The organism is Pseudomonas sp. LA5 (genome assembly GCF_028640825.1).
In the GTDB taxonomy this organism is placed as follows: Bacteria; Pseudomonadota; Gammaproteobacteria; order Pseudomonadales; family Pseudomonadaceae; genus Chryseomonas; species Chryseomonas aestiva.
Genome location: NZ_JAQYZY010000028.1, coordinates 33,339 through 59,401, shown reverse-complemented (window position 1 = coordinate 59,401; position 26,063 = coordinate 33,339). Strand labels below are relative to the sequence as shown.

Genomic DNA, 26,063 nt, shown 5'->3' with positions numbered 1-26,063 from the left:
CCCGCTTTTTCTCGTGCAAGCCAGGTAGCCCGATGGATATCAATAGCCGCATCGCCGAAGAGCTCGGCGCCCGCCCGCAACAGGTCGCCGCCGCCGTGGCCCTGCTCGACGAAGGGTCGACCGTGCCCTTCATCGCCCGTTATCGCAAGGAAGTCACCGGCAGCCTGGACGACACCCAGCTGCGTCATCTCGAAGAGCGGCTGCGCTATCTGCGCGAGCTGGAAGAGCGCCGCGGCGCGGTGCTGGCCTCCATCGAGGAGCAGGGCAAACTTACCCCCGAACTGGCCCGCGAGATCAATCTGGCCGACACCAAGACGCGCCTGGAAGACCTCTACCTGCCCTACAAGCAGAAGCGCCGCACCAAGGGCCAGATCGCTCTGGAAGCCGGCCTGGGCCCGCTGGCCGACGCCCTGCTGCAGGACCCGACGCTGACCCCGGAGACCGAGGCGGCCGCCTATGTCGATGCGGACAAGGGCGTGGCGGACAGCAAGGCTGCCCTGGAAGGCGCCAAGTACATCCTCATGGAACGCTTCGCCGAGGACGCCAACCTGCTGGCGCGACTGCGCGGCGTCCTGCAACAGGACGCCATCCTCAGCGCGCGCCTGGTGCCGGGCAAGGAGACCGAAGGCGCCAAGTTCAGCGACTACTTCGAGCATGACGAGTCCTTCAAGGCGGTGCCGTCGCATCGCGCCCTGGCGATCTTCCGGGGCCGCAACGAAGGCATCCTCAGCGCCGCGCTCAAGCTCGGCGAAGAAGGCCCGGGCATCGCCCATCCCTGCGAAGGACTGATCGCCGCGCACTTCGGCCTGAAGAACCAGGGCCGCGCCGCGGACAAATGGCTGGCCGAGGTGGTGCGCTGGACCTGGAAGGTCAAGCTCTATACCTCCCTGGAAACCGATCTGCTCGGCGAGTTGCGCCAAAAGGCCGAGGAAGAGGCCATCGCGGTCTTCGCCCGCAACCTGCACGATCTGCTGCTCGCCGCGCCGGCCGGTCCGCGCACCACCCTGGCGCTGGACCCGGGTCTGCGCACCGGCTGCAAGGTCGCCGTGGTGGATGCCACCGGCAAGCTGCTGGCCACCGACACGGTCTATCCCCATGCGCCGCGCAATCAGTGGGACCAGACCCTGGCCACCCTCGGCGTGCTCTGCACCAAGCATGGCGTGGACCTGATCGCCATCGGCAACGGCACCGCCAGCCGCGAGAGCGACAAGCTGGCCGGCGAGCTGATCAGCAAGTACCCGGGCCTGGGCCTGACCAAGGTGATGGTCAGCGAAGCCGGTGCCTCGGTGTACTCGGCATCGGAACTCGCCGCCCGGGAATTCCCCGACCTGGACGTCTCCCTGCGTGGCGCCGTGTCCATTGCCCGCCGCCTGCAGGATCCGCTGGCCGAGCTGGTGAAGATCGAGCCCAAGTCCATCGGCGTCGGCCAGTACCAGCACGATGTTTCCCAGCTCAAGCTGGCGCGCAGCCTGGATGCCGTGGTGGAAGACTGCGTGAACGCCGTGGGTGTGGACGTGAATACCGCCTCCGCCGCCCTGCTGGCGCGGATCTCCGGTCTCAACGCGACCCTGGCGCAGAACATCGTGCAGTTCCGCGACGCCAATGGTGCCTTCGCCACCCGCGAGGCGCTGAAGAAGGTGCCGCGCCTGGGCGAGAAGACCTTCGAGCAGGCCGCTGGCTTCCTGCGCGTCATGAGCGGCGCCAATCCGCTGGATGCCTCGGCGGTGCACCCGGAGACCTATCCGCTGGTGCAGCGCATCGCGGCCGACACCGGCCGTGACATCCGCTCGCTGATCGGCGACTCGGCCTTTCTCAAGCGCCTGGATCCGAAGAAATTCACCGACGAGAGCTTCGGCCTGCCGACGGTGACCGATATCCTCCAGGAACTGGACAAGCCCGGTCGCGACCCGCGCCCGGAATTCAAGACCGCGGTGTTCCAGGACGGCGTGGAGAAACTCTCCGACCTCAAGCCCGGCATGGTGCTGGAGGGCGTCATCACCAACGTCACCAACTTTGGCGCCTTCGTCGACATCGGCGTGCACCAGGACGGCCTGGTGCACATCAGTGCGCTGTCGGAGAAATTCGTCAAGGACCCCTATGAGGTGGTCAAGGCGGGCGACATCGTCAAGGTCAAGGTGATGGAGGTGGACGTGCCGCGCAATCGCGTGGGCCTGTCCATGCGCATGGGCGACACCCCCGGCGAGAAGGTCGACGGCAAGCCCGGCGGCCAGGCCCGCGGCAACGGTGGCAAGCCCCGCGCCGACAAGGGCGCACCGCGTCAGAATCAACCGGCTCCGGCCAACCAGGCCATGGCGTCGCTGTTCGCCAATGCCAAGCAACTGAGGAAATAGCTATGAGCGGATCTCTCGCAGGCAAGGACAGCGCCTTCAGCACCCTGCTGGGCATGACCATCCACAAGGCGGAGGGTGGCGAGTCCGAGGTGCGCATGAGCGTGCAGGACAGGCTCATCAACCTGCACGGCAAGCTCCACGGCGGTGCCATCTTCTCGCTGATCGACACGGCCCTGGGCCAGGCCAGTCACAGTCTGTTCGACGGCCAGGCCGGCAGCGTGACCCTGGAGTGCAAGGTCAACTACGTGCGTGGCGTCAGCGACGGCGAACTGGTCTGCCGCGCCCGGGTGATCCATCCGGGGCGCAAGACCCATGTGCTGGAGGCCCAGGTGCATCAGGGCGACAAGCTGATCGCCCTGGCCCAGGCGACCTTCGCCTGTCTGTGACCGGCCAGAGCGGGCGGCAGCGAAGCGGCGCATATCGCCCTTTGCCGCTGCCTGAGCTACGCTGGGAGACAACTGAGCGGGTTGCGGTCTGAGGCTTGAACCCGGACCGCAGCAGTGACTGCTGCCCCCGCGTCGGCCCTGGCCGGCAACCCTCATTTCAGTCGGTTTCTTCTACCCTGCCCGGGGCGAGTACCGCCAAAGGAAGTCAACTTGAGCGATATCCTGTCCCGCCGCCTGGCCCTGCTCGGCGCTGATCCCTCCCTCCTGACCGAATGCCTGCACGGCATCGAGCGCGAGACCCTGCGGGTGGACGCCCGTGGCGACCTGTCCCGACGTCCCCATCCCCAGGCGCTGGGCTCGGCCCTGACCCACCCGCAGATCACCACGGACTATTCCGAGGCGCTGCTGGAATTCATTACCCCCACCGGCACCCGCACACCCGAGGTGCTGGACGCGCTGGATCGGGTGCACCGAGCCGCGGTCGCCGAACTCGATGGCGAGCGCCTCTGGAGCGGTTCCATGCCCTGCGCGCTGCCGGCCGAGGACGAGATCCCCATCGCCGACTATGGCAGCTCCAACATCGGCCGGCTCAAGCACGTCTATCGCCGCGGCCTGGCCCTGCGCTACAGCCGTACCATGCAGTGCATCGCCGGCATCCACTACAACTTCTCGCTGCCGGAAGCGGCCTGGGAACTGCTGCGCCAGCAGGAGGGTGACGCCCGCGATGCCCGCGACTACCAGTCGGCTCGCTACATCGCCCTGATCCGCAATTTCCGCCGCTACAGCTGGCTGCTGATGTACCTGTTCGGCGCCTCGCCAGCGCTGGACGCGGGCTTCCTGCGTGGCCGGCCGCATCTGTTGCAGACCCTCGACGAGCGGACCCTGTACCTGCCCCATGCCACCAGCCTGCGCATGAGCGACCTGGGCTACCAGAGCAACGCCCAGGCCAGCCTGACGCCGGACTACAACGACCTGACCACCTACACCGAGAGTCTGAGACGCGCGGTGGGCACGCCCTACCCGCCCTACGCGGAGATCGGTACCCACCAGAACGGCGAGTGGGTGCAGCTCAACACCAACATCCTGCAGATCGAGAACGAGTATTACGCCACCATCCGCCCGAAGCGCGTCACCCGCAGCGGCGAGCGGCCGGTGCAGGCGCTGATGGCCCGTGGCGTGCAGTACATCGAGGTGCGCTGCCTGGACATCGATCCCTTCCTGCCGCTGGGCATCGATACCACCACCGCGCTGTTCCTCGACGCCTTCCTGCTCTATTGCGCCCTGGAAGGCAGCCCGCCACTCAACGGCGAGTGTCGCGAATGCACCGACAACTTCGCCAGCGTGGTGCGTGAAGGCCGCAAGCCCGGTCTGCGTCTGCAGCGCCATGGCGCCTCGGTGACCATGATCGACTGGGCGGCGGAGATGCTCGACCAGATCGAACGCTGCGCCGAGACCCTGGACGCCAGCCTGGGCGGCGATGCCCATCGCCGGGCCGTGGCGGTACAGCGGCAGAAGGTCGCCGACGTCCGCCTCACGCCTTCGGCGCGGGTGCTGCAGGAGTTGCGCGAACGCGGCGAGAGCTTTGCCGAATTCGGCCTGCGCCAGAGCGAGGCCCATGCGGCCTATTTCGCCAGCCATCCGCTGAACGAAGGCGAGCGCGAGGGCTATGCACAGATGGCGCGCCAGTCGCTGGAAGAACAGGCGGAGATCGAGGCGGCGCCCCAGGGGGATTTCGACACCTTCGTGGCGGCGTATCAGGCGAGTATCCTGGCGACGATCGGGGTGTAGGTAGGTTGGGTTGAGACGGCTCCATCGTCGAAGCCCAACGTTGTGGTGCCAAAGAGCTTGTTGGTGTCCTAGCTGTTCATTGAGCTCTGCTGGTGTTTCTTGTTTCGCCCACCCGGGCGACTCACTTTTGCCAGTCGCGGCCGCGCCGTTCCGGGGTCGCCTACACGGGCCTTCCATGGCCCGTTAGGCTTCTCGCCGCATCCCTGCGGCTCGACCCACTACACAGCACTGGCGTTCGCGGCGATTCGCCAGCCTGGAAGTTCTGGTTGCAGAGCCGTGAACCGCCCGTAGCCCGTAGCGTGGACAACGGCGAAGCCTTGTCCACGAATAGCTGCGATGCCCACCAGTGGAAAACGCTGCGCGGTTTTCCACGCTACATCTTCAGACGCCAGCGGACGAATCGATGGTTGATGAGGGCGCCTTCCGGTATCGATGCAGGAAGGGCCAGCTACACCTTGGAGCGGCTTCGGTTCGGACTGGAGCTATCGCGGCCATGGGCCGCTCCTACAGGTGTGCCTAGAAGGTGTAGGAGCGGCCCATGGCCGCGATGACGAGCGGCTTGGTAGCGTTGGGCCTCGACGATGCAGCCGTCTCAGCCCAACCTACGAGCGCGCCCTTACAGGCCCTTCTCGAAGATCTTCGAGTTGCGCTGGAAGTTGTACAGCGACGCCCGTGCTGCCGGCAGACGTTCCACGCCGCTCGGTTCGAAGCCGCGCTCGCGGAACCAGTGGGCGGTCTTGGTGGTGAGCACGAACAGGGTGCCGAGGCCACGCTCGCGGGCGCGTTGCTCGATGCGCGCCAGCAGGGCGTCGCCGCGGCCGCCGTGGCGGTAGTCGGGGTTGACCGCGAGGCAGGCCAGCTCGCCCGCCGCCGAATCGGCGATGGGATAGAGCGCCGCGCAGGCAATGATCAGGCCTTCGCGTTCGACGATGCTGAATTGCTCGATCTCGCGCTCCAGCACCTCGCGGGAACGCCGCACCAGGATGCCCTGCTCTTCCAGCGGGCGGATCAGCTCCATCAGGCCGCCGACGTCGGCGATGGTCGCCTCGCGCAGGGTCTCGAAGGGTTCCTGGGCCACCAGGGTGCCGCTGCCGGCGCGGGTGAAGAGTTCGGTGAGCAGGGCGCCGTCTTCGGCGTAGCCGACGATGTGGCAGCGCCGCACACCGCCGCGGGTGGCCTGGGCGGCGGCGTCGAGCAGCTCGGCCTGGTAGGAGCTGCCCAGGCGCGCCAGATGGGTGGGGATCTGCTGCGGGCCGATCTCGCGGATCAGGGCGCCGTGTTCGTCCAGCAGGCCCGGTTCGGCACCGTAGAGCACCAGCTTGTCGGCACCCAGGTCGATGGCGGCGCGCATGGCGACGTCTTCGCAAGCCAGGTTGAAGGTCTCGCCGGTGGGGGAATAACCCAGGGGCGAGAGCAGCACGATGGTGCGCTCGTCGAGCAGCCGGCCGATGCCACGGCGGTCGATGCGGCGGACTTCGCCGGTGTGATGGAAGTCGACGCCGTCCTGTACTCCGACCGGGCGCGCGGTGACCAGGTTGCCGCTGGCGACCCGCAGCCGCGAGCCCTGCATGGGCGAGGCGGCCATGTCCATGGACAGGCGTGCCTCGATGGCGCTGCGCAGGCTGCCGACGGCATCGATCACCGCTTCCAGGGTCGGGCCGTCGGTGATGCGCAGGTCGTTGTAGAAGCGCGGCTCGATGCCGCGGGCGGCCAGGCGCGATTCGATCTGCGGACGGGAGCCGTGCACCAGCACCAGGCGCACGCCCAGGCTGTGCAGCAGCACCAGGTCGTGGACGATGTTGCCGAAGTTGGGGTGGGCGACGCCATCACCGGGCAGCATGACGACGAAGGTGGCGTCGCGGTGGGCGTTGATATAGGGCGAGGCGTGGCGGAGCCAGTTGACGTAATCGTGCATCGAGACGAAGACCCTTGGTGGATAGGCGGGAGGGTGAACGAGGGCAGGCAGGGCGTTCAGCGTCGTCGCAGCACGGGGGTTCCTCGACAGGGAGCGGATGGGCAGGCAGCGTCAGTAGACCGTCCGGAGTTTACAAAAAGTCACGCCGGGCGCGCGGATCTGTTCATCGGACAGCCGCGGCCTTGCCCAGGCAGTAGTGGCCGATCAGTTGCTGCAGCAGCCTGACGGTGGGCGTGATCCGCGCCAGCGCCAGGTGTTCCTCGGGCTGGTGCGCGCAGCTGATGTCGCCGGGACCGAGGACCAGCACCTCCTGGGTGATCGCCTGCAGATAGGGTGCCTCGGTGGCGAAGGCCACGGCGTCGGCGGTGTGCCCGGTCAGGCGCTCGGCCAGGCGCACCAGCTCGGCCTCGGCCGGCTGCTCGAAGGGCGGCACGGCGGGAAACAGCGGCTGGTAGTCGATCCGCACCCCGAAGCGTTCGGCAACCGGCAGCAGCCGTCCGCGGATGGCCTGGCGCAGGGCTTCGGGCTGCATGCCCGGCAGCGGGCGCAGGTCGAACTCCAGGGCGCACTGGCCGCAGATGCGATTGGGGTTGTCGCCGCCATGGATGCAGCCCAGGTTGAGGGTCGGCTGGGGCACCAGGAACAGTGGATTGCGGTATTCGCGCTGCCACTGGGCGCGCAGGTCGAGCAGCTCGCCCATCACCGCCTGCATGGCCTCAAGGGCGCTGTGGCCCAGACTCGGATCGGAGGAATGGCCGCTCTGCCCGAGGATGTCGATGCGCTCCATGAGGATGCCCTTGTGCAGGCGGATCGGCCGCAGTCCGGTCGGCTCGCCGATCACCGCGGCGCGGCCCAGCGGGCGGCCGGCGTCGGCCAGCACCCGGGCGCCGTCCATGGAGGATTCCTCGTCGCAGGTGGCGAGCACGATCAGCGGCTGGCGCAACTGGCGCGGATCCAGTTCGCGCACCGCTTCGAGGATCAGCGCGAAGAAGCCCTTCATGTCGCAACTGCCCAGGCCGTACCAGCGATCGTCGGCTTCGCGCAGACGCAGGGGATCGGCCTGCCAGAGCGCCGCGTCATAGGGCACGGTATCGGTATGGCCGGCCAGCACCAGGCCGCCCGGCCCGCTGCCCAGGGTGGCGATCAGGTTGAACTTGCCCGGGGTCACCTCCTGGGTCTCGCAGGCGAAGCCCAGGGCGCCGAACCAGTCGCTCAGGCGGGCGATGACGCCGGCGTTGGACTGGTCCAGCGCCGGCTGGGTGCAGCTCACCGAGCTTTCGGCGATGAGGGTCGAGAACAGAGCTTTCAGCGCGGGCAGGGTCATGCGGGGTCTCCTGGTCACGCCTCCATCATGGCGCCATCCGCTGCGCGATGAAACCTTCATGCGCCAGGGGGGCGGGACGGGCTAAACTAGCGCCCACGTTCTCGCCGTCCGTCGTCATGACGCGCTCGGCACGGAGCCGGACCGTTCTCTTCCGGCGCCAGGATCCTCCAATGGCCAAAGAAACCGAAATCAAGCTGCGCGCCAGTGCGGCCACCCTCGACGCCCTGCGCGCTCATCCGTTGTTGAAGAAGCGCTGCAAGGAGGGCTGGCAGCGCCACGAACTCTCCAACTGCTATTACGACACCGACACCCGCGACCTGGCCCATGCCAAGGTCGCCCTGCGCGTGCGGCGCGATGGCGAGCGCTTCATCCAGACGCTCAAGAGCCGTGGCCAGAGCCTGGCCGGGCTGTCCGAGCGCAACGAATGGGAATGGCCGCTGGCCGATGCCACCCTGGACACCGCGCTGTTCGACGACAGCTGCTGGCCGGCGGAGCTGGCCGACCTGGACCTGCGCCGCCTGCAGCCGGTGTTCGACACCGACTTCGTCCGCGACGCCGCGGAAATCGCCTGGGGCCGGGGCAAGGCCCGCACTATCATCGAAGTCGCCTTGGATCAGGGCGAGGTGCGCGCCGGCGAGCAGCGCGAAGCCATTGCCGAGGTCGAGCTGGAATTGCGCCAGGGTGAACCGGCCGCGCTGCTGGAACTGGCCGAGCAGCTGGCCGCCGAATTCCCGCTGATGCCCTGCGACATCAGCAAGGCCGAGCGCGGCTATCGCCTGCACGATGCCTCGAGCTATACCCTCTATCTGTCCGCGCCGGAACTGGACGCCGAGACGCCGCTGGACGAGGCCGTCGCCCGCCTCGGCTGGCACCTGCTGGCCGGCAGCCAACGCCTGGCCGAACAGTATCGCTGGAACGGCCACTGGCGCCTACTGGTGGACTGGGTGCACCAGCTGATCGACCTGCGCGCTCTGCTCGGCAGTCTCGGCCAGGCCGCCCCGCGGGCCACCAGCCGCGACCTGCGCCAGGCCCTCGACGAGTTGCTCGCCGACTGGCGACCGCTGGCCGCCATCGGCCAGGACGACGAGGAGGCCCGCCGCCAGGCACCGCAGCGCTTCGCCGCCGAACTGGAACAGCCGCGCTGGGGCCTGTTCTCCCTGCGCGCCGCACGCTGGCTGCATGAGCGCGCCTGGATCCAGGGTCGCACCGGCCGTGGCGAACGCCAGGGCGTGACGCCCCTCGGCCAATGGCTGCCGCGCTTCCTGGCCCAGGAAGCGGCCGAGTTGCCGCTGCTGCGCGCCATCACCGAACCCGAGCTGATCCAGCAGCAGCTGCCGCGGCTGGAGCGGATGCAGGTCTGGCTGCACCTGGCGCGTGGCGCCCTGGACCTGCCCGAAGCCGATCGGCTGTATGGCGAGCTGGGCAAGCTGGCGCCGCTGAGCGCCCACGGCGATCTCGCCGGGGTCGCCGAACAGGCGCGCCTGGTCTATGGCCTGGCGCCCTGGAAAGCCCTGGCCTGAGCCGCCGGACGGCGGGAACGCCTGGCGCATCCGGCCGTCCATCCTGATGGCACAAGGCCGCGAGCGATTCCTTAATACAAAATCGCTATGCTGGAGGAGGCGACCAACCTGGCGGGTACGGCAGGCGGGTCGCCCCCGGTCAGACGCCGGGTGTCACCCCGGTGCGACCACCTTTCCAAGGAGTCCAGATGTCCGCCATAGCTTCCCCTTCCGCTGATCGTTGGCTCGACCTGGGCGACATCCTGCGCGAGCTGGTCAGCCAGCAGCGGATCGATCAGCAGACCGCCGAGCAGTGTCTGCTCCTGCGCCGTGGCTCGGCCAATCCGCAGCAGCATCCGCTGGAATTCCTCGCGGCGCAAAGCGTGGACGACCTCAGCCGCCCGGGGCGCAAGCTGGATCTGGACAGCCTCACCCGCTGGCTCGCCGAGTATTCGGGTCAGCCCTTCTACCGCATCGATCCGCTCAAGGTGGACGTGGCCTCGGTCACCCCGCTGATGTCCTACGCCTTCGCCCAGCGCAACAAGATCCTGGCCGTGGCGGTGAGTCCGGACGAGGTGACGGTGGCCAGCGCCCAGCCCTTCGTGCACAGCTGGGAGAGCAACCTCACCCATGTGCTGCAGCGGCCGATCAAGCGCGTGGTGGCCAGCCCCGCGGACATCACCCGCTACACCCAGGAATTCTTTCGCCTGGCCCGCTCGGTCACCGGTGCCTCGGCGGTGGAGCAGAAGACCAGCGGCGTCGGCAACTTCGAGCAGCTGGTCAATCTCGGCGCCGCCGATGGCGAGCCGGATGCCAACGATGCCCACATCGTCAATATCGTCGACTGGCTGTTCCAGTACGCCTTCCAGCAGCGCGCCAGCGATATCCACGTCGAGCCGCGCCGCGAACAGGGTGCGGTGCGCTTTCGCATCGACGGGGTGCTGCACACCGTCTACCAGTTCCCCGCCCAGGTCACCCTGGCGGTGGTCAGCCGGATCAAGAACCTCGGCCGCATGAACGTCGCCGAGAAGCGCAAGCCCCAGGACGGCCGGATCAAGACGCGCATGGCCGGCGAGAAGGAAGTCGAACTGCGCCTGTCGACCATGCCCACCGCCTTCGGCGAAAAGCTGGTGATGCGGATCTTCGACCCGGACGTGCTGCTCAAGAGCTTCGACCAGCTCGGTTTCTCCGCCGACGACCTGCGCCGCTGGGCCGGCATGACCGGGCAGCCCAACGGCATCATCCTGGTCACCGGCCCCACCGGTTCGGGCAAGACCACCACGCTGTACACCACCCTCAAGCAGCTGGCCACGCCCGAGGTGAATGTCTGCACCATCGAAGACCCCATCGAGATGGTGGAAGACGCCTTCAACCAGATGCAGGTGCAGCACAACATCGAGGTGACCTTCGCCAGCGGCGTCAGGGCGCTGATGCGGCAGGACCCGGACATCATCATGATCGGCGAGATCCGCGACCTGGAAACCGCCGAGATGGCCATCCAGGCGGCGCTGACCGGGCACTTGGTGCTTTCCACCCTGCACACCAACGACGCCCCCAGCTCAGTGAGCCGGCTGATCGAACTGGGCGTGCCCTACTACCTGATCCGCGCCACGGTGCTGGGCGTCATGGCCCAGCGGCTGGTGCGCACCCTCTGCCCGGCCTGCAAGACGCCCACCGAGCTGGACCCGGCCGCCTGGCAGGAGCTGACCAAGCCCTGGAACGCGCCGCTGCCGACCGGCGCCATGCAGCCGGTAGGTTGTCCGGAATGTCGCGACACCGGCTATCGCGGTCGTGCCGGGGTATACGAAATCCTCACCCTCTCCGATAGTCTGCGCGAACTGGTGACGGCGGATACCGACATCACCGCGCTGCGGCGGCAGGCGTTCAAGGAAGGCATGCGCAGCCTGCGCCTGTCCGGCGCGCAAAAGATCGCCGCCGGCTTCACCACCGTGGAAGAAGTCTTGCGCGTCACGCCCCAGAGCGAACGTTAAGGCCCCAGCAGCCCGCGAGCGGAACAAGGATAGCAGCCGTGCAGACAACCGTCGTGAACCCTGCCGTGGGTGCCGAGGACGCCGAGCAGCGACGCCGTCGCCAGGAGGTCCTGGCGGCCTATGGCCTGCTCGACGGCCAGCCGGAGCCGGCGCTCGACGACCTGGTGGAGCTGGCCGCTACCCTCTGCGAAACCCCCATCGCCGCGGTCAACCTGCTGGGCGAACAGCAGCAGCTGTTCATCGCCGAACGCGGCCTGGGTGTAGCGGAAATCCCCCTGGCCCTGTCCTTCTGCCAGTACCTGCACGCTGCCCGGGAAGCGCGGCAGATCGAAGACCTGAGCCAGGACCCGCGCTTCATCGACAACCCCCTGGTAAGGGATCCGGCCGGACTGAGATTCTATGCCGGGGCCCCGCTGCGGACGGCCGAAGGCGTCTTTCTCGGCACGCTCTGCGTTCTCGACTGGCAACCTCGCGAACTGAGCGCCGCGCGCCTGACCGGCCTCGAACGCCTGGCGCGCCAGGTGCTGCGCCTGCTCGAGGCCCGGCTGCAGGCGGCGGCGCCGGCGCGGCACAGCACCCTCGACGAAACCCACTACCGCGCCCTGATGGACGTCAATCCGCAGATCATCTGGTTCGCGCGGCCCGATGGCAGCTTCGAATACGCCAATCGCTACTGGTACGAATACAGCGGCCTGAGTCCGGCCAACGTGGTCGCCGATCCCGATCTCTGGACCGATGCCATCCATCCCCAGCAGCGTCCGCAGCTGTTGCGGCGCTGGCGCGAGGTGCGCGAGCAGAGAGTCGCCGGCAGCCTCGAATTGCAGCTGCGCGACGCCGAGGGCCACTACCGCTGGTTCGAAACCCGCACCATGCCCTTCACCAACGCCAGCGGCGAGATCGAGCACTGGGTCGGCGTGGCCCAGGACATCGACAGCCGCAAGCGGGCGGAAACGGCGCTGCGGGAGAGCGAGGCCTTTGCCCATCTGCTCCTCGAATCGACCCACGAAGGCTTTTGCGCCCTGGATCGCGAAGGGCGCGCCACCCTCTGCAACCGCGCCTTCCGGCAGATGCTCGGGCTGCCCGAGGAGCGCGACATTCTCGGCGAACGCCTGGACACCCGCCTCAGCTCCGCCCGCAGCGAGGATGGCGCCCGGGCGCTGCAGCGCGCCGCCAGCGAAGGCGCCACCCTGCACCTGTCCGCCGACGCCCTGCTGCGCGAGGACGGCAGTCTGCTGCCAGTGGAATGGCGCGCCCAGCCGCTCTGGCGCGACGGCGAGGTCCAGGGCGCCATCTGCACCTTCGTCGATCTCAGCGAACGCATCCGCAGCCATGATCGCCAGCGCTTTCTGCTCGAACTGGGCGACCTGCTGCATGGCGTGACCCACACCGGCGAAGTCGCCTCGGTGCTGGGCGACAGCCTCGGCCATCTGCTGGCCGTGCAGCGCATCGGCTATGCCCGGGTCGGTCGCGACGGCAGCCTGACCATCGACAGCGACTGGCTCGAACAGGGGCGAACCCATCGTCTCAACCTGCCCAGCCTGGGTCACTGGCACACCTCGGCGGTGCAGGAATTGCGCCGCGGCATCATCGTCAGCGTGGAAGACAGCGCCCAGGACAGCCGCCTGGGCGAGATGCGCGCCCAACTGGTGGACCATGGCGTACGCGCCGGCCTGGTGGTGCCGCTGCTGGCCGAGGAACAGCTGGTCGGTCTGCTGTTCCTCTATGCCGATACGCCGCGTCACTGGACCATCGGCGACGTGGCCCTGGTGCGCGAGGTGGCCGAGCGCATCCGCATCGTCATCGAACGCACCGCCGCGGCCGACGCTCTGCGCCTGGCCGAGCAGCGCATCGCCCTGGCCATGGACGTCGCCGACCTCGGTGTCTGGGACTATGACATCGACCGCGACCTGATCAGCTGGGATACCCGCCTCGCCCATCTGGTCGGAGCCGGCGAGCGTCGTTGCACGATGCGCGGCGCGGCCCTGCTGCACGCCCTGCATCCGGCCGATGCGCCCCGGGTACGCGCCTATGTGACGGCCGCCATCCAGGGCGGTGGCAATGCCTATGACCTGCGGCTGACCTTTCGGGTACGAGGTTCGCGCCAGGGCGAGCCGGTATGGCTGAGCATCCGCGGGCGTGAACGCCTGGAGCCCGGTGGGCGCCGGCGACTGGTGGGTATCGCGCGCGACATCACCCGCGAACGCCACGACGCCGATCGCATCAGCGAGACCAATCGCCAGTTGCGGCGGCAGATCGAGGAGCGCCGCGAAGCCGAGGCCCGCCAGCATGCCCTGATCGAACTGGGCGATCGCCTGCGCGAAGGCGATCCGGAAAGCGCCGGGGTCGCCGCCGCCCTGGAACTGGTCGGTACGCGGCTGGGCCTGCGCCGGGTCGGCTATGCCCGTCTGGACGAGAGCAGCGGCGCCTTCTTCCCGCAGCAGCTGTGGACGCCCAACGGCAGCTTCGACCAGGCCCTGGCCTATCCGCTGCTCGCCTCCGACCACCTGGGCAACCAAGACGGCGCAGCGCCCCTGGTCATCGACGATGTCAGCCAGGATCCGCGCGCCCAGGCCAATGCCCAGCGCCTGCTCGATCTGGAGATCGCGGCGCTGGTCGACATCCCGCTCTACGAGGATGGCCGCCTGCGCGCGCTGTTCGTCGCCCATGACCAGCGCGCCCGGCTGTGGACGGAAGGTGAGGTGCAATTCCTGCGCGACGTCACCGACCGGCTCTGGTCGGCCATCTGCCGGCAGCGCTCCCAGGACGCCCAGCGCGAGAGCGAGGGCCGCTTCCGCCTCATGGCCGACAGTGCTCCGGTGCTGATCTGGGCCTGCGATGCCGACGGCCAGCTGCAATTCGTCAACCAGCGCTTCGCCAGCGAATTCGATCTGCACGACGCCGATCTGCACGACCAGGGCTGGAGCGCCCTGCTCCCGGACAGCGAATGTCCGGCCTTCGAAGGTGCCTTCAAGCAGGCCGTCGCCACCCACAGCGCCCTGCGCGCCGAGGTGCGGGTGCGCAATGCGCAGGGCGAATGGCGCTGGCTGCGCCTGGAAGGCACCCCGCGCCTGGAGCTCGATGGCGAATTCCACGGTCTGGTGGGCTGTGGCGTGGACGTCACCGAGGCGCGGCAGACCACCGACCAGCTGGAACAGCGCATCGCCGAGCGGACCCAGGAACTGGGGCGCAGCCACGCGCGGCTGATCGCCGAAATCTACGAGCGTGAGCGCACCGAGGAAGCCCTGCGCCAGTCGCAGAAGATGGAAGCCATCGGCCAGCTCACCGGCGGCATCGCCCATGACTTCAACAACATGCTCACCGGCATCGTCGGCGCCCTCGACCTGATCCGCCTGCGAATCGCCAACGGCCGCACCCAGGACCTGGACCGCTACATCAATGCCGCGGTCAATTCGGCCGACCGCGCCGCCGCCCTCACCCATCGCCTGCTGGCCTTCGCCCGCCGCCAGACCCTGGATCCGCAGCCGGTGGACGTGCACCAGCTGGTCGCTTCGCTGCAGGATCTGCTGGTGCGCACCGTGGGCGAAAACGTCGCCCTGCGCCTGGATCTCGCACCGGTCGCCTGGCTCGCCTACAGCGATACCCACCAGCTGGAAAACGCCCTGCTCAATCTGGTCATCAATGGTCGCGACGCCATGCCCGCCGGCGGCGAGCTGTGCATCGCCACCGCCAACCTCAGCCTGGACGCCGAGGCGGCCGCGCGCGAATCCCTGACTCCGGGCGACTATGTCCGGCTGAGCGTGGCCGACACCGGTACCGGCATGCCACCGGAGGTCAAGGCCAAGGCCTTCGAGCCCTTCTTCACCACCAAGCCGGCCGGCCAGGGCACGGGCCTCGGCCTGTCGATGATCTACGGCTTCGTCAAGCAGTCCGGCGGCACCGCGCGCATCGATACCGAACAGGGCGAGGGCACCACCATCAGTCTCTATCTGCCACGCCACCCCGAGGTGGCGGCGGCCAGCACCGATCAGCCGACGCTCAAGGTCGCGCCCCGTGCCGAGGCCGGCCAGACCGTGCTGGTGGTGGAAGACGAATACGCCGTGCGCATGATCGTGCTGGAGGTGCTCGCCGAACTGGGCTACACCGCCCTGGAGGCCAGCGATGCCGACGGCGCCCTGCCGATCATCGAGAGCGATCAGCGCCTGGACCTGCTCATCAGCGATGTCGGCCTGCCCGGCATGAACGGTCGCCAGCTCGCCGAGATTGCCCGTGGCCGGCGGCCCGAGCTCAAGGTGCTGTTCATCACCGGCTATGCCAAGAACGCCAAGGTACGCGGCGAATTCCTCGGCGAGAACATGGACATGCTGATCAAGCCGTTCGACATCGACGCCCTGGCCGAACGCATCCACAGCATGATCCAGCGCTAGGCTGATGCAGAGTTCTGGAACTCAGCGGACGTCTGAGCTCTCTATAGGAGACCTCAAGAAGGAGATCTCATCCATGCGCCTGAAGAAGCTTGCTCTGGTTTCCCTGATCGGTCTGCCGCTGCTGGCCGCGACCACCGCCGCCAATGCGGACGCGCGGTTCTGGCGGCATGCCGCGACCCTGGGGGCGACCTCCGGCTCGTTCTATACCACCAGCCGTGACGACCACAAGATCGTCGCCGCCACCCAGGACGACGCCAGCTCCTACCTGGCCAGCAATGGCCAGATCCGCGGCCCGTACCTGGAAGCCGCGCTGCGCGACATGCGCGCCGCCGAGCCGGGCCTGCAGGCCAGCGACAACGACCTCGCCATGCGTATCCTGACCCAGTAAGGGCCAGGCAAAAAAGAACCCCGCGCGGCTTGGCCGGCGGGGTTCTTTTTTGCCTGGAATCCGGGCGGCGAAAGATGCCTCAGCTTTCGCTGGCCGCGCGATAACCCTCGGCGTCGAGCAACCTGTCCAGCTCGGCCGCATCCTGCGGCTTGAGCTTGAAGAACCAGGCGCCATAGGGCTCGCCATTGACCTGCTCGGGCGCGTCGGCCAGCGCCTCGTTGACGGCGATCACCTCGCCGCCCACCGGGGCATAGATGTCCGAGGCCGCCTTGACCGACTCCACCACCCCGGCCTGGTCACCGGCGGCGAGGGTCTTGCCGACTTCCGGCAGTTCGATGAAGACCACATCGCCCAGGGCTTCCTGGGCGTGGTCGGAAATGCCGACGGTCACGCTACCGTCGGCTTCCAGGCGGGCCCATTCGTGGCTGGCGGCATAACGCAGGTCGGCGGGAATCTGGCTCATGAGAGGTCCTCGGGGCTGGCACGGTTAAAAGGCAAGGGTAGCCTGCCGACCCCGGGGACCGCCATCGCCGGCAGGGCTTAATTGGGGCCGATGCTCGCGCAACTGCGGTTGTCGACGTACTTCTTCAGGGTGGCCCACTGGGGTCGATCCACACCGTTGATGGGTTCCACCGCCAGATTGTAGTTGCCCCAGCCCGGACCGGCGGCCCAGTAGCTGGCCGGAATGCAGTGCTGCTTGAGATAGGCCAGCATGTTGTCCATGGCCACCAGCCAGCGCGGATCATCGTCCGGCACGCCGAACTCACCGATGTAGCCCTGCTTGCCATTCTTCTTCAGCCAGTCGACGAAGGGCTTGACGCGATTCACCCCGACCATGGGGTCGAAGCCGCTCATGTCCTTGCTGGCGTACTGGCCGCCGCCGTCATTGTCGAAGTAGACGTGGGCGGAAAAGATCAGCTTGTTGGCCGGGTCCTTGAGCGCCAACAGGGGGTCGTTCCACTGCGGCCAGCGAGCGGCGCTGGACCAGCCGTTGCCCTCGACGATGATGGGATGGACGCTGTCCACGGTACGAATGCCGTTGATGCCGTGTTGGGCGGCGGTCGGCCAGAAGGCCACGGCATCGTGGGGCTCGTTCATGATGTCGTAGCCAAAGAGCGCCGGATGCTTGCCGAAGCGGAAAGCCAGGCGATAGGTCACGTCCCAGTAGTTGAAATAGCTGACCTTGCCGGCGCCGATGACCTCGCCGCGATAGCGCGCATAGTTGTGCAGGTCGAGGATCACCTTGACGCCGTATTTCTGGGCGTAGTTGAGCGTCTGGGTGACCAGGGCGCCATAGTCCGGATCCAGCGTGGCATTCAGCCTGGGCTGGATGCGCTCCCAGATGATCGGAAAGCGCACCAGCTTGATGCCCTTGGCGCTCCAGTCCTTGAAGTGCTGTTCGCTGGGGAAGATGTAGTTGCGGTTGTTGAGACCGGGCAGCACCTGGCTGGCGAAGCCGGCACCGGAAAAGTTGAGGCCGACCAGTTCGACCGCCTGGACCGAACCTAGCAAGGCGCTGCTCAGGGCCAGGGTACCGGCCAGCCGCAGGGAAAACTGGCGCAAGCGCCGGGTAAGGGATTGCATGACTGCACCTGTGAAAGAGAAAGACTCCCCGCCCCCGCAAGCTAGCGGGTTCTGGCGTAGGCGAGCTCAGGCGGCCGCGTCCGGTTGCGGCGCCACTGGGTGCGACTTCGTCGTCATTGTTGGGGCAGCTATCGGCGTCCCAGCCGCTAGCTTTAGAGATTTTTTCCTGCAAAAACAGCCAGTTACGCTTTAATTCGCGTCAGATAGCCGCCACTTTTCCATACACGCCAGCGCAGTCAGGCTAACGCCTTGAATCGGCACGACTTTCTGTATCCATAAAAGGACGGGTGAGGAGCCGCGGCACGCAAAAAGACCGATAGACCCAAAGCAGTCATTTCCAAAACCGCTCGGAACGAGCCTGCCGGTTATGCTCCAGAACCGGGCCCGGAACGTTCCCCGGACGCCGCGCTCTATCCTGCGAGCCCTTCGCGAGAGCCCCGCCATGTCCCTGAGCGCGCCCCATCCCTTGCGTACCCTGGCCCTGACCTTGGCCGTCGTGATCCTGGTCGGCTGCGGCGAGACCGCGCGGCTGCAGCGCGAAGCCGGGTATGGCCCGACCCCCACCTTGCCGGAGCCCCACAAGACCCTGCTGCCGACCATCAACGTGGCGCCGGCGATCGGGTGGCCCGAGGGCGGCAAGCCCATTGCCGCGCCCGGCACCCAGGTCCAGGCCTTCGCCCGCGGCCTGGACCATCCGCGCTGGCTCTATGTGCTGCCCAATGGCGATGTGCTGGTGGCGGAAAGCAATGCGCCCGGGCGTGATGATTTTCCCGGCATCAAGAACTGGATCGCCGGCCTGTTCATGAAGAAGGCCGGCGCCGGGGTACCCAGCGCCGACCGCATCACCCTGCTGCGCGATGCCGACGGCGATGGCGTCGCCGAGACCCGCATGGTCTTCGCCGAGCAGCTGCATTCGCCCTTCGGCATGGCGCTGGTGGGCGAGGACTTCTATGTCGCCAACGCCGACGCCCTGGTGCGCTTCACCTACCGCCCCGGGGCGACTCACCTGGAAGGTCCGCCGGTGACGGTCACCGACCTGCCGGCTGGCATCAATCACCACTGGACCAAGAACGTCATCGCCAGTCGCGACGGCAGGAAGCTCTATCTCACCGTGGGCTCCAACAGCAACGTCGGCGAAAACGGCCTGGACATCGAGCAAGGCCGCGCCGCCATCTGGGAGCTGGACCGCGCCAGTGGCCAGAAGCGCCTGTTCGCCACCGGCCTGCGCAATCCCAATGGCCTGGACTGGGAGCCCACCACCGGCAAGCTGTGGACGGTGGTCAACGAGCGCGACGAGATCGGCAGCGACCTGGTGCCTGACTACGCCACCTCGGTGCAGGATGGCGGCTTCTATGGCTGGCCCTACAGCTACTGGGGCAAGACCGTGGACAGCCGGGTGCAGCCGCCCCGTCCGGATCTGGTGGCCAGGGCGCTGACCCCCGACTATGCCCTGGGCACCCATACGGCCTCCCTGGGCCTCGCCTTCGCCAGCGCCGACAGCCAGTTGCCGACGGCTTTCCGCCAGGGGCTGTTCGTCGGCCAGCACGGTTCCTGGAATCGTGATCCCAAGAGCGGCTACAAGGTCATCTTCGTGCCCTTCCAGGACGGCAAGCCCAGCGGCCCGCCGCGGGACCTGCTGACCGGTTTCCTCAATGGCAAGGAGGAAGCTCAGGGGCGGCCGGTCGGGGTGGTCAACGATGGTCGTGGCGGCCTGCTGGTGGCCGACGACGTCGGCAACACTCTCTGGCGGGTCAGCGCCCAACGCCCCTGAGCGTTGTTAATCCGCCCTTAAGCGCCTTGGCCTAGGCTGGAGGCTGACCATCCCGGAGGTGGTCACCGCTCTTGCCGAGGCCGGCCCGGAGCGGTACAACCGCTCAACCGCCTGGGAAAATCCGATGAGAATACTGCTGGCCGAAGACGACATGCTGCTGGGCGACGGCATCCGCGCCGGTCTGGCGCTGGAAGGCGATACCGTCGACTGGGTGACCGATGGCCAGGCCGCCCAGGCGGCGCTGGAAACCGATCCCTTCGATCTGGTGGTGCTCGACATCGGCCTGCCCCGCCGTTCGGGACTCGAGGTCCTGGCCGCCCTGCGCAAGCGCGGCGACGCCACCCCGGTGCTGATCCTCACCGCCCGCGACAAGGTCACCGACCGGGTCACCGGCCTAGACACCGGCGCCGACGACTACCTGACCAAGCCCTTCGATCTGGACGAACTGCTCGCCCGGGTGCGCGCCCTTACCCGGCGCAGTGCCGGCCGGGCGCTGCCGCAACTGGAACACAACGACCTGCGGGTCGATCCGGCCACCCACCGGGTCACCCTGGCCGGTCAGCCGGTCGAACTGGCACCGCGCGAATACGCCCTGCTGCGCCTGCTGCTGGAAAACATGGGCAAGGTGCTCTCGCGCAATCGCCTGGAACAGGCGCTCTATGGCTGGGACGGCGACGTCGAGAGCAATGCCATCGAGGTCCATATCCATCACCTCAGGCGCAAGCTCGGCACCAGCCTGATCCGCACCGTGCGCGGCATCGGCTACGGCATCGACCAGCCCGAGCGGCCCGCCCCATGACCGACGGCCCGGCCGTCTCGCTGCGGCGGCGTCTGCTGACGCTGCTGCTGTGTGGCATCTTCGCCTGCTGGCTGATCGCCGCCCTGGTGACCTACCAGCTGGTGCTGCGCCAGGTGAATCGCCTGGCGGACGAGGACATGCTCGACTTCGGCTCGGCCGCCCTGCACCTGGCCACCCTGAGCGAGGGGGGCGACCACAGCCTGCCGCCCGCGGCGCGCGCCCTGGAACGCAGCCGCACGGCCATCGCCGACCTGCCGCTGTTCAAGCGCCGCAACGCCCTGGGCTATCTGCTGCAGGCCGGTGACCAGCGCCTCGGCACCCCCGCGCCGCCCGCCGGCCTGGCCGACCAGCCACCCGGCTTCAGCAGTCTGCTGGCCGAGGGGCAGCACTGGCGCGTGCTGCGCCTGAGCAGCGGCGACGGACGCATCTGGATCTACGAGAACCTGGCCGATCGCCGCGGCGCCACCAACCTGCTGCTGCTCGGCTCGCTGTTTCCCCTGGCGCTGGCCCTGCCGGTGCTGGCCGCACTCATCTGGTTCGGCGTCACTCGCGGTCTCGACCCCCTGCGCCAGCTGGCGGCGCAGATCAAGCAGCGTTCCGCCCAGCGCCTGGAGCCCCTGGCGCTGAATCAGGTTCCCCTGGAAGCCGCGGTCCTGGTCGAGGAGATCAACGCCCTGCTGCAGCGCCTGGACGGCGCCCTGGAAGCCGAGCGGCGCCTGACCAGCGACGCCGCCCACGAGATCCGCACGCCCCTCGCCAGCTTGCTGACCCACACCCAGGTCGCCCTGAGGTCCAGCGATCCCCAGGCCCACGCCCGCGGCCTGGTGCAGGTGCGCCGCAGCGCCGAACGCATCAGCCAGCTGATGGAGCAGATCCTGCTCCTGGCCCGCCTGGACAGTGGTGCCCTGCAGGAGCAGTTCGTCCCGGTCCATCTCGGCCGGCTGGCGGCGGATACCCTGTCGGAACTCGCGCCCCTGGCCATCGAGAAGAACATCGACCTGGTGCTGGAGGATCAGGAGGTCAAGTTGTCCGGCATTCCCACCTGGCTGAGCGTGCTGCTCACCAACCTGGTGGGCAACGCCATCCGCTACACCCCCAGCGGGGGCCAGGTGCTGGTGCGGGTCGTCGAGGACGTGCCCGGCCGGGTACGCATCAATGTCTGCGACAGCGGCCCCGGAGTCAGTCCGGAAGAGCGGGCGGTGATCTTTACCCGTTTCTACCGCAGCGAGAGTGCCGGCCAGAACGTCGGCAGCGGCCTGGGCCTGCCCATCGTCAAACGTATCGTCGAAATCCATGGCGGCAACCTGCACCTGGGCGAAGGCCTGCAAGGACGCGGGCTGGGGGTGTACGTCGAGCTGCCCGGCCTGGCCTGATCCGGCCAGCTACGACCAAGGCCATCTTTTATCCGGGCCGGCCTAGGGCTTACAGTGCAGGGATTCGCCACAAGCGAATGCAGTCCTGCATTCTGGAGAGCCCGGCCCATGTCCATGATCCTGTACCACACTCCCGCCTCGCCCTTCGGTCGCAAAGTCGTGGTGATGCTCCACGAGACGGACCTGATCGAGCAGGTGGAAGTGGAAATCGTCCAGCAGACGCCGCTCAATCCCAATCGCGATGTTCTCGATACCAATCCGGCTGGCAAGATTCCCGCCCTGCGCCTGGCCGATGGCACCTGCCTGCACGACAGTCGCGTCATTCTCGATTACCTGGACACCCTGCACGAGCGCACCCCGCTGATCCCGCGCCAGGGTCCGGAGCGCTGGCGCCGCCTGACCCTGGCTTCGCTGTGCGATGCCATGATGGAAGCCGCGGTGCAGATCCGCTACGAGAGCTTCATGCGCCCGCCGGGCATGCAGTGGAAGCTCTGGCTGGACAACCAGCAGGAGAAGATCGCCCGGGCGCTGGACTACTTCGAGCGCGAGGCGATCGCCGAGCTGGACGGCGAATTCGACGTGGCCTGCCTGGGCATGGCCTGCCTGCTGGGCTATCTGGACTTCCGCATCCCCACCTTCGCCTGGCGCAGCGACTGCCCGCGCATCGCCGCCTGGTACGCCCGTACCGGCGAGCGCCCCTCGCTGCAGACGACCCGCCCCTGAGCCGGCGCTAGGCCTGCTGCCAGAGCCGCTCCAGGTTGCGAAAACCCCACTCCTCCGGATCCTCCCGCCGCACGATGCGCTCATCGGCGGGTGGCCGGGCGAGATCCAGCAGCCGCTGCGGCAGCGGGGTACGCGAGCGGGCGGAAAAGAACACCCGCACCTGCGGGGTCAGCAGGCTGTCCGGGTGCTGCTCGACCACCACCGCCAGCTGCTCGTTGCTCAGCCGGACCAGGGAACCGATCGGATAGATGCCCAGCGTCTTGACGAAGGCCTGGAACACCCGCGGATCGAAATGCCCCTTCCACTCCGCCATGCGCCGGATCGCTTCGGCGGGACTCCAGGCGGTCTTGTAGGGCCGGGTCGAGGAGATGGCGTCGTAGACGTCGCAGACCGCGGCGATGCGCGACAGCAGACTGATCTGCGTACCGGCCAGGCCATGGGGATAGCCGCTGCCATCGAATTTCTCATGATGGTGCAGGCAGACGTCGATGACCTCCGCGGTCGCACCCCACTGCTGCAGCAGGGCGACGCCCTCCGCGGGATGCCGCTGCATCACGGCGAATTCCGCCTCGGTCAGCTTGCCCGGCTTGTTGAGCACCTCGAGCGGGGTGCGCATCTTGCCCACGTCATGCAGCAGGCCGGCCTGGCCAGCCAGTTGCACCTGGTCCGCCGGCAGCTCCATCTGCCGTGCCACCGCCGTCATGAGGGCACAGACCGACACCGAATGGATATAGGTATACTCGTCGGCCGTGCGCAGCCGCGTCAGGCTGATCAGCGCCGTGGGATGCCGCAGCACCGACGCCGAGATCTGCTCGACCACGGTCGCCACCTCGCTCAGCTCGATGGCCTGGCCCAGGCGCACGTCCTGGAACAGCCGCGCCACCTCCTGCTTGGCGTGGGCGCTCACGGCGGAAGCCTGGGCCATTTCCTGCGGACAGCTCAGGGCGGCGCCTGGCGCGGTGCCGACAACCGGGACCGGAGCGGCGACTGGGGGCACCTCGGGAGCAATGGCCGGCGCGGCGACGGGCTCGGAGAGCAGCACCGGATCCACTGCGGGCGGGCACTCCGCTGGCGGCGGGCAATCCAGCCCCTTGGCGATATCGATCCACACCGCGGTCACGGCGCTGTCCTGGATCTTCTGCAGGTCGCGCGGTTCCTGGAGCAGGAACCGCGCCTTCCAGAACGGATGGTCGATCCAGCTGCCTTCGAATCTGTGGATGTACATGCCGAGGCAGACCTCGGCACTGGTAACCTTCTTGAGCATGGCGTTCACTTCGCAGCTGATCGGCAGCAGCCATCCAGAGCAGATGATCGCAAAATGCTATGTCACGCCAAAGACTATCGCCCCAAGTTCTAGACGAGAGAATCCATGCACCTCCTGACCGGTATCACCGTCTCTGCGCTGCTCCTGCTGAACACCCTGGTCATGATCGGTCCGCTGCTGGCCTTCGCCCTGATCAAGCTGCTGCCCATCGTTGCGCTGCGCGACCTCTGCTCCCGGGTGGTCACCGCCATCGCCGAGACCTGGGCCGAGATCAACAAGGTCATCTTCGCTCGGCTCACCCCTACCGTCTGGGACATCCGCGGCACCGAGACGCTCAACCGCGACAGCTCCTACCTGGTCATCTGCAACCACCAGTCCTGGGTCGACATCCCCGCGCTCATCGAGACCTTCAACGGCAAGGTGCCCTACTTCAAGTTCTTCCTGAAGAAGGAGCTCATCTGGGTGCCCTTCCTGGGGCTTGCCTGGTGGGGCCTGGATTACCCCTTCATGAAGAGATACACCCGCGCCCAGCTGGCCCGCCGCCCGGAACTCAAGGGCGCGGACCTGGCCATCACCCGCCGCGCCTGCGAGAAATTCCGCCGCCAGCCAGTGACCATCGTTAATTACCTGGAAGGCACGCGCTTCACCGCCGCCAAGCATGCCGAGCAGCACTCGCCCTATCGCCACCTGCTCAAGCCCAAGGCCGGCGGCATGGCCTTCGTCCTCGCCGCCATGGGCGAGCAGCTGGACACCCTGCTGGATGTCACCCTGGTCTATCCGGACGGTCGCGTGCCCGGCTTCTGGGACCTGCTCTGCGGACGCGTCAAACGCGTTATCATCGATATTCGCGCGCGACCTCTGGATCCGGCGCGCTGGGCGGGTGACTACAGCGAAGATGCGGAATTTCGCGCAGGCTTCCAGCAGTGGGTCAGCACGCTCTGGGCAGAGAAGGACCAGCGGATCGAGGCGCTGCTAGATTCCCGCTCGCGCTGATCGAGCGGGGCACCCTGCCGCGTGCAGACAGTCAGAGAGCGGGTAGTCGGCTGTCTCGACAAGGATCTCCCATGCCCACCCCGACGCTGGATACCACCACGACCCGCTGGCTTCCCTGGCTGATCGCCGTCGCCTTCTTCATGCAGTCGCTGGACGCGACCATCGTCAACACCGCCCTGCCGCGCATGGCCGCCGACCTCGGCGAGAATCCGCTGCGCATGCAGGGGGTGGTGATCGCCTACCTGCTCACCGTCGCGCTGCTGATTCCGGCCTCCGGCTGGATCTCCGATCGCTTCGGCAGTCGCCGCGTCTTCTTCACCGCCATCGCCCTCTTCACCTTTGGCTCGCTGCTTTGCGCCCTGGCGCCCAGCCTCAACCTGCTGATCGCCGCCCGGGTGATCCAGGGACTCGGGGGTTCGCTGATGCTGCCGGTGGGGCGCCTGGTGATCCTGCGCGTCTATCCGCGCAGCGAGCTGGTGCGCATCCTCAGCTTCATCACCATTCCCGGCCTGATCGGTCCCCTGGCGGGCCCGGCACTGGGCGGCTGGCTGGTGGAAGCCGTGTCCTGGCACTGGATTTTCCTGATCAACCTGCCGGTGGGCATCCTCGGCTGCCTGGCCACCCGCCGCCTGCTGCCGGATCTGCGCAGCCCCCTCCCGCAACGCTTCGACGGCCTGGGCTTCCTGCTCTTCGGCACCTCCATGATCCTCATCAGCGTTGCCCTGGAAGGCCTCGGCGAACTGCACCTGCCCCATGTGCGGGTGGTGCTGCTGCTGATGGGCGGCATGGCCTGCATGGTCGCCTACTGGTTGCGCGCCCTGCACCACGACCAGCCGCTGTTCTCCGCCGAGCTGTTTCGCATCCGCAGCTTCGCGGTGGGCATCTTCGGCAATCTCTTCGCCCGCCTCGGCAGTGGCGCCCTGCCCTTTCTCATCCCGCTGCTGTTCCAGGTGGGCCTCGGCTATTCGCCGACCCAGGCCGGTCTGCTGATGATGCCCCTGGCGCTATCGGCGATGCTGGCCAAGCCCATCGCCGGCCCGCTGATCGGGCGGCTCGGCTATCGGCGCCTGCTGGTGGGCAACACCCTGCTGCTGGGGTGCCTGATCGCCAGCCTCGCCCTGATCGGCCCTGGCACGCCCTTCGTCTGGCTGCTCATCCACCTGGGTATCCTCGGCGCGGTGAACTCCATGCAGTTCACCGCCATGAACACCATCACCCTCATCGACCTGCACGACCAGCAGGCAGCCAGCGGCAACAGCCTGCTGTCGGTGGTGATGCAACTGGCCATGAGCTTTGGCGTCGCCTGCGCCGCCGCCCTGCTGGGCGGTTTCCAGGACGACTATGGCGACACCGAGGTGCTGTCCGCCTTTCGCGCGACCTTTCTCAGCGTCGGCGCCCTGTCGATGCTGGCGGCGGCGATCTTCCTGCAGGCCTCGCGCGAGACCGGCCGGCGGGTCAAGCCGCTGGCGGCCGAGCCGGAAAAGAGCGCGCAGAACGTGGAGTGAGGCGGCCGGCCACGCCGGTCCAAT

General features: G+C 67.7%; 18 protein-coding genes. 13 read left to right on the top strand and 5 right to left on the bottom strand.

The genetic code is table 11. From position 1 onward, the window contains the following. Positions 1–32: 32 nt before the first annotated feature. From PVZ72_RS08330 to gshA, 3 genes are all read left to right on the top strand, one after another. Positions 33–2,351 carry a Tex family protein gene (locus PVZ72_RS08330; RefSeq protein WP_273861668.1) on the top strand — a complete coding sequence of 773 codons (2,319 nt, stop codon included), beginning with the start codon at positions 33–35 and terminating at the stop codon, positions 2,349–2,351. A gap of 2 nt (positions 2,352–2,353) precedes the next feature. Next, positions 2,354–2,737 carry a PaaI family thioesterase gene (locus tag PVZ72_RS08325; RefSeq protein ID WP_052504088.1) on the top strand — a complete coding sequence of 128 codons (384 nt, stop codon included), beginning with the start codon at positions 2,354–2,356 and terminating at the stop codon, positions 2,735–2,737. A gap of 210 nt (positions 2,738–2,947) precedes the next feature. After that, entirely contained in the window at positions 2,948–4,525 is a 1,578-nt protein-coding gene (gene gshA / locus PVZ72_RS08320) for a glutamate--cysteine ligase (RefSeq protein ID WP_263259105.1), read from the top strand. 616 nt (positions 4,526–5,141) lie between these two features. Here the strand turns inward: gshA and argA are convergent. Next, positions 5,142–6,440 (bottom strand): amino-acid N-acetyltransferase, encoded by a 1,299-nt coding sequence (argA, locus tag PVZ72_RS08315; RefSeq protein ID WP_133860543.1) that lies wholly within the window; start codon positions 6,438–6,440, stop codon positions 5,142–5,144. Between the two features lie 163 nt (positions 6,441–6,603). Then, positions 6,604–7,764: an acetylornithine deacetylase gene (gene argE / locus PVZ72_RS08310; RefSeq protein WP_273861667.1), complete on the bottom strand. Its 1,161-nt coding sequence runs from the start codon at positions 7,762–7,764 to the stop codon at positions 6,604–6,606. A gap of 170 nt (positions 7,765–7,934) precedes the next feature. Between argE and PVZ72_RS08305 the strand changes: the two genes are divergently transcribed. From PVZ72_RS08305 to PVZ72_RS08290, 4 genes are all read left to right on the top strand, one after another. Next, entirely contained in the window at positions 7,935–9,284 is a 1,350-nt protein-coding gene (locus PVZ72_RS08305; RefSeq protein WP_273861666.1) for a CYTH domain-containing protein, read from the top strand. A gap of 188 nt (positions 9,285–9,472) precedes the next feature. Continuing rightward, the gene (locus PVZ72_RS08300; RefSeq protein WP_017639492.1) at positions 9,473–11,254 is read left to right on the top strand and encodes a GspE/PulE family protein; all 1,782 of its coding nucleotides are present in this window, start codon (positions 9,473–9,475) and stop codon (positions 11,252–11,254) included. A gap of 38 nt (positions 11,255–11,292) precedes the next feature. Then, entirely contained in the window at positions 11,293–15,639 is a 4,347-nt protein-coding gene (locus PVZ72_RS08295) for a PAS domain S-box protein (RefSeq protein ID WP_187980945.1), read from the top strand. Positions 15,640–15,712: 73 nt separating this feature from the next. Beyond that, positions 15,713–16,027, top strand: a complete 315-nt coding sequence (locus PVZ72_RS08290) for a DUF2388 domain-containing protein (RefSeq protein WP_017639490.1) — start codon at positions 15,713–15,715, stop codon at positions 16,025–16,027. A 79-nt stretch (positions 16,028–16,106) separates the two neighbouring features. Here PVZ72_RS08290 and gcvH read toward each other — a convergent pair whose 3' ends face one another. Continuing rightward, positions 16,107–16,490: a glycine cleavage system protein GcvH gene (gene gcvH, locus PVZ72_RS08285; RefSeq protein ID WP_133860538.1), complete on the bottom strand. Its 384-nt coding sequence runs from the start codon at positions 16,488–16,490 to the stop codon at positions 16,107–16,109. A gap of 77 nt (positions 16,491–16,567) precedes the next feature. Beyond that, positions 16,568–17,611 (bottom strand): glycoside hydrolase family 5 protein, encoded by a 1,044-nt coding sequence (locus tag PVZ72_RS08280; protein ID WP_273861665.1) that lies wholly within the window; start codon positions 17,609–17,611, stop codon positions 16,568–16,570. Between the two features lie 442 nt (positions 17,612–18,053). On the opposite strand from PVZ72_RS08280, the gene PVZ72_RS08275 reads away from it, so the two are divergent. From PVZ72_RS08275 to PVZ72_RS08260, 4 genes are all read left to right on the top strand, one after another. Further along, a complete protein-coding gene (locus PVZ72_RS08275; RefSeq protein WP_273861664.1) occupies positions 18,054–19,382 on the top strand; it encodes a PQQ-dependent sugar dehydrogenase in 1,329 nt (442 codons plus the stop codon). Between the two features lie 124 nt (positions 19,383–19,506). Beyond that, the gene (locus tag PVZ72_RS08270) at positions 19,507–20,181 is read left to right on the top strand and encodes a response regulator (RefSeq protein WP_133860536.1); all 675 of its coding nucleotides are present in this window, start codon (positions 19,507–19,509) and stop codon (positions 20,179–20,181) included. Continuing rightward, a complete protein-coding gene (locus PVZ72_RS08265; protein WP_273861663.1) occupies positions 20,178–21,554 on the top strand; it encodes a sensor histidine kinase in 1,377 nt (458 codons plus the stop codon). The genes PVZ72_RS08270 and PVZ72_RS08265 overlap by 4 nt, the downstream gene beginning before the upstream one ends. A 108-nt stretch (positions 21,555–21,662) precedes the next feature. Continuing rightward, positions 21,663–22,277, top strand: coding sequence for a glutathione S-transferase family protein (locus tag PVZ72_RS08260; protein ID WP_133860534.1), 615 nt, complete (start codon positions 21,663–21,665; stop codon positions 22,275–22,277). Positions 22,278–22,284: 7 nt separating this feature from the next. On the opposite strand, the gene PVZ72_RS08255 is transcribed toward PVZ72_RS08260, so the two are convergent. Beyond that, a complete protein-coding gene (locus tag PVZ72_RS08255) occupies positions 22,285–23,541 on the bottom strand; it encodes an HD-GYP domain-containing protein (RefSeq protein ID WP_187980941.1) in 1,257 nt (418 codons plus the stop codon). A gap of 105 nt (positions 23,542–23,646) precedes the next feature. Here PVZ72_RS08255 and PVZ72_RS08250 point away from each other — a divergent pair, with 105 nt between their 5' ends. Together PVZ72_RS08250 and mdtD are read left to right on the top strand one after the other, a co-directional pair. Then, the gene (locus PVZ72_RS08250) at positions 23,647–24,534 is read left to right on the top strand and encodes an acyltransferase (RefSeq protein ID WP_273861662.1); all 888 of its coding nucleotides are present in this window, start codon (positions 23,647–23,649) and stop codon (positions 24,532–24,534) included. A gap of 71 nt (positions 24,535–24,605) precedes the next feature. Next, entirely contained in the window at positions 24,606–26,039 is a 1,434-nt protein-coding gene (gene mdtD, locus PVZ72_RS08245) for a multidrug transporter subunit MdtD (protein ID WP_133860531.1), read from the top strand. Positions 26,040–26,063 lie beyond the last annotated feature (24 nt).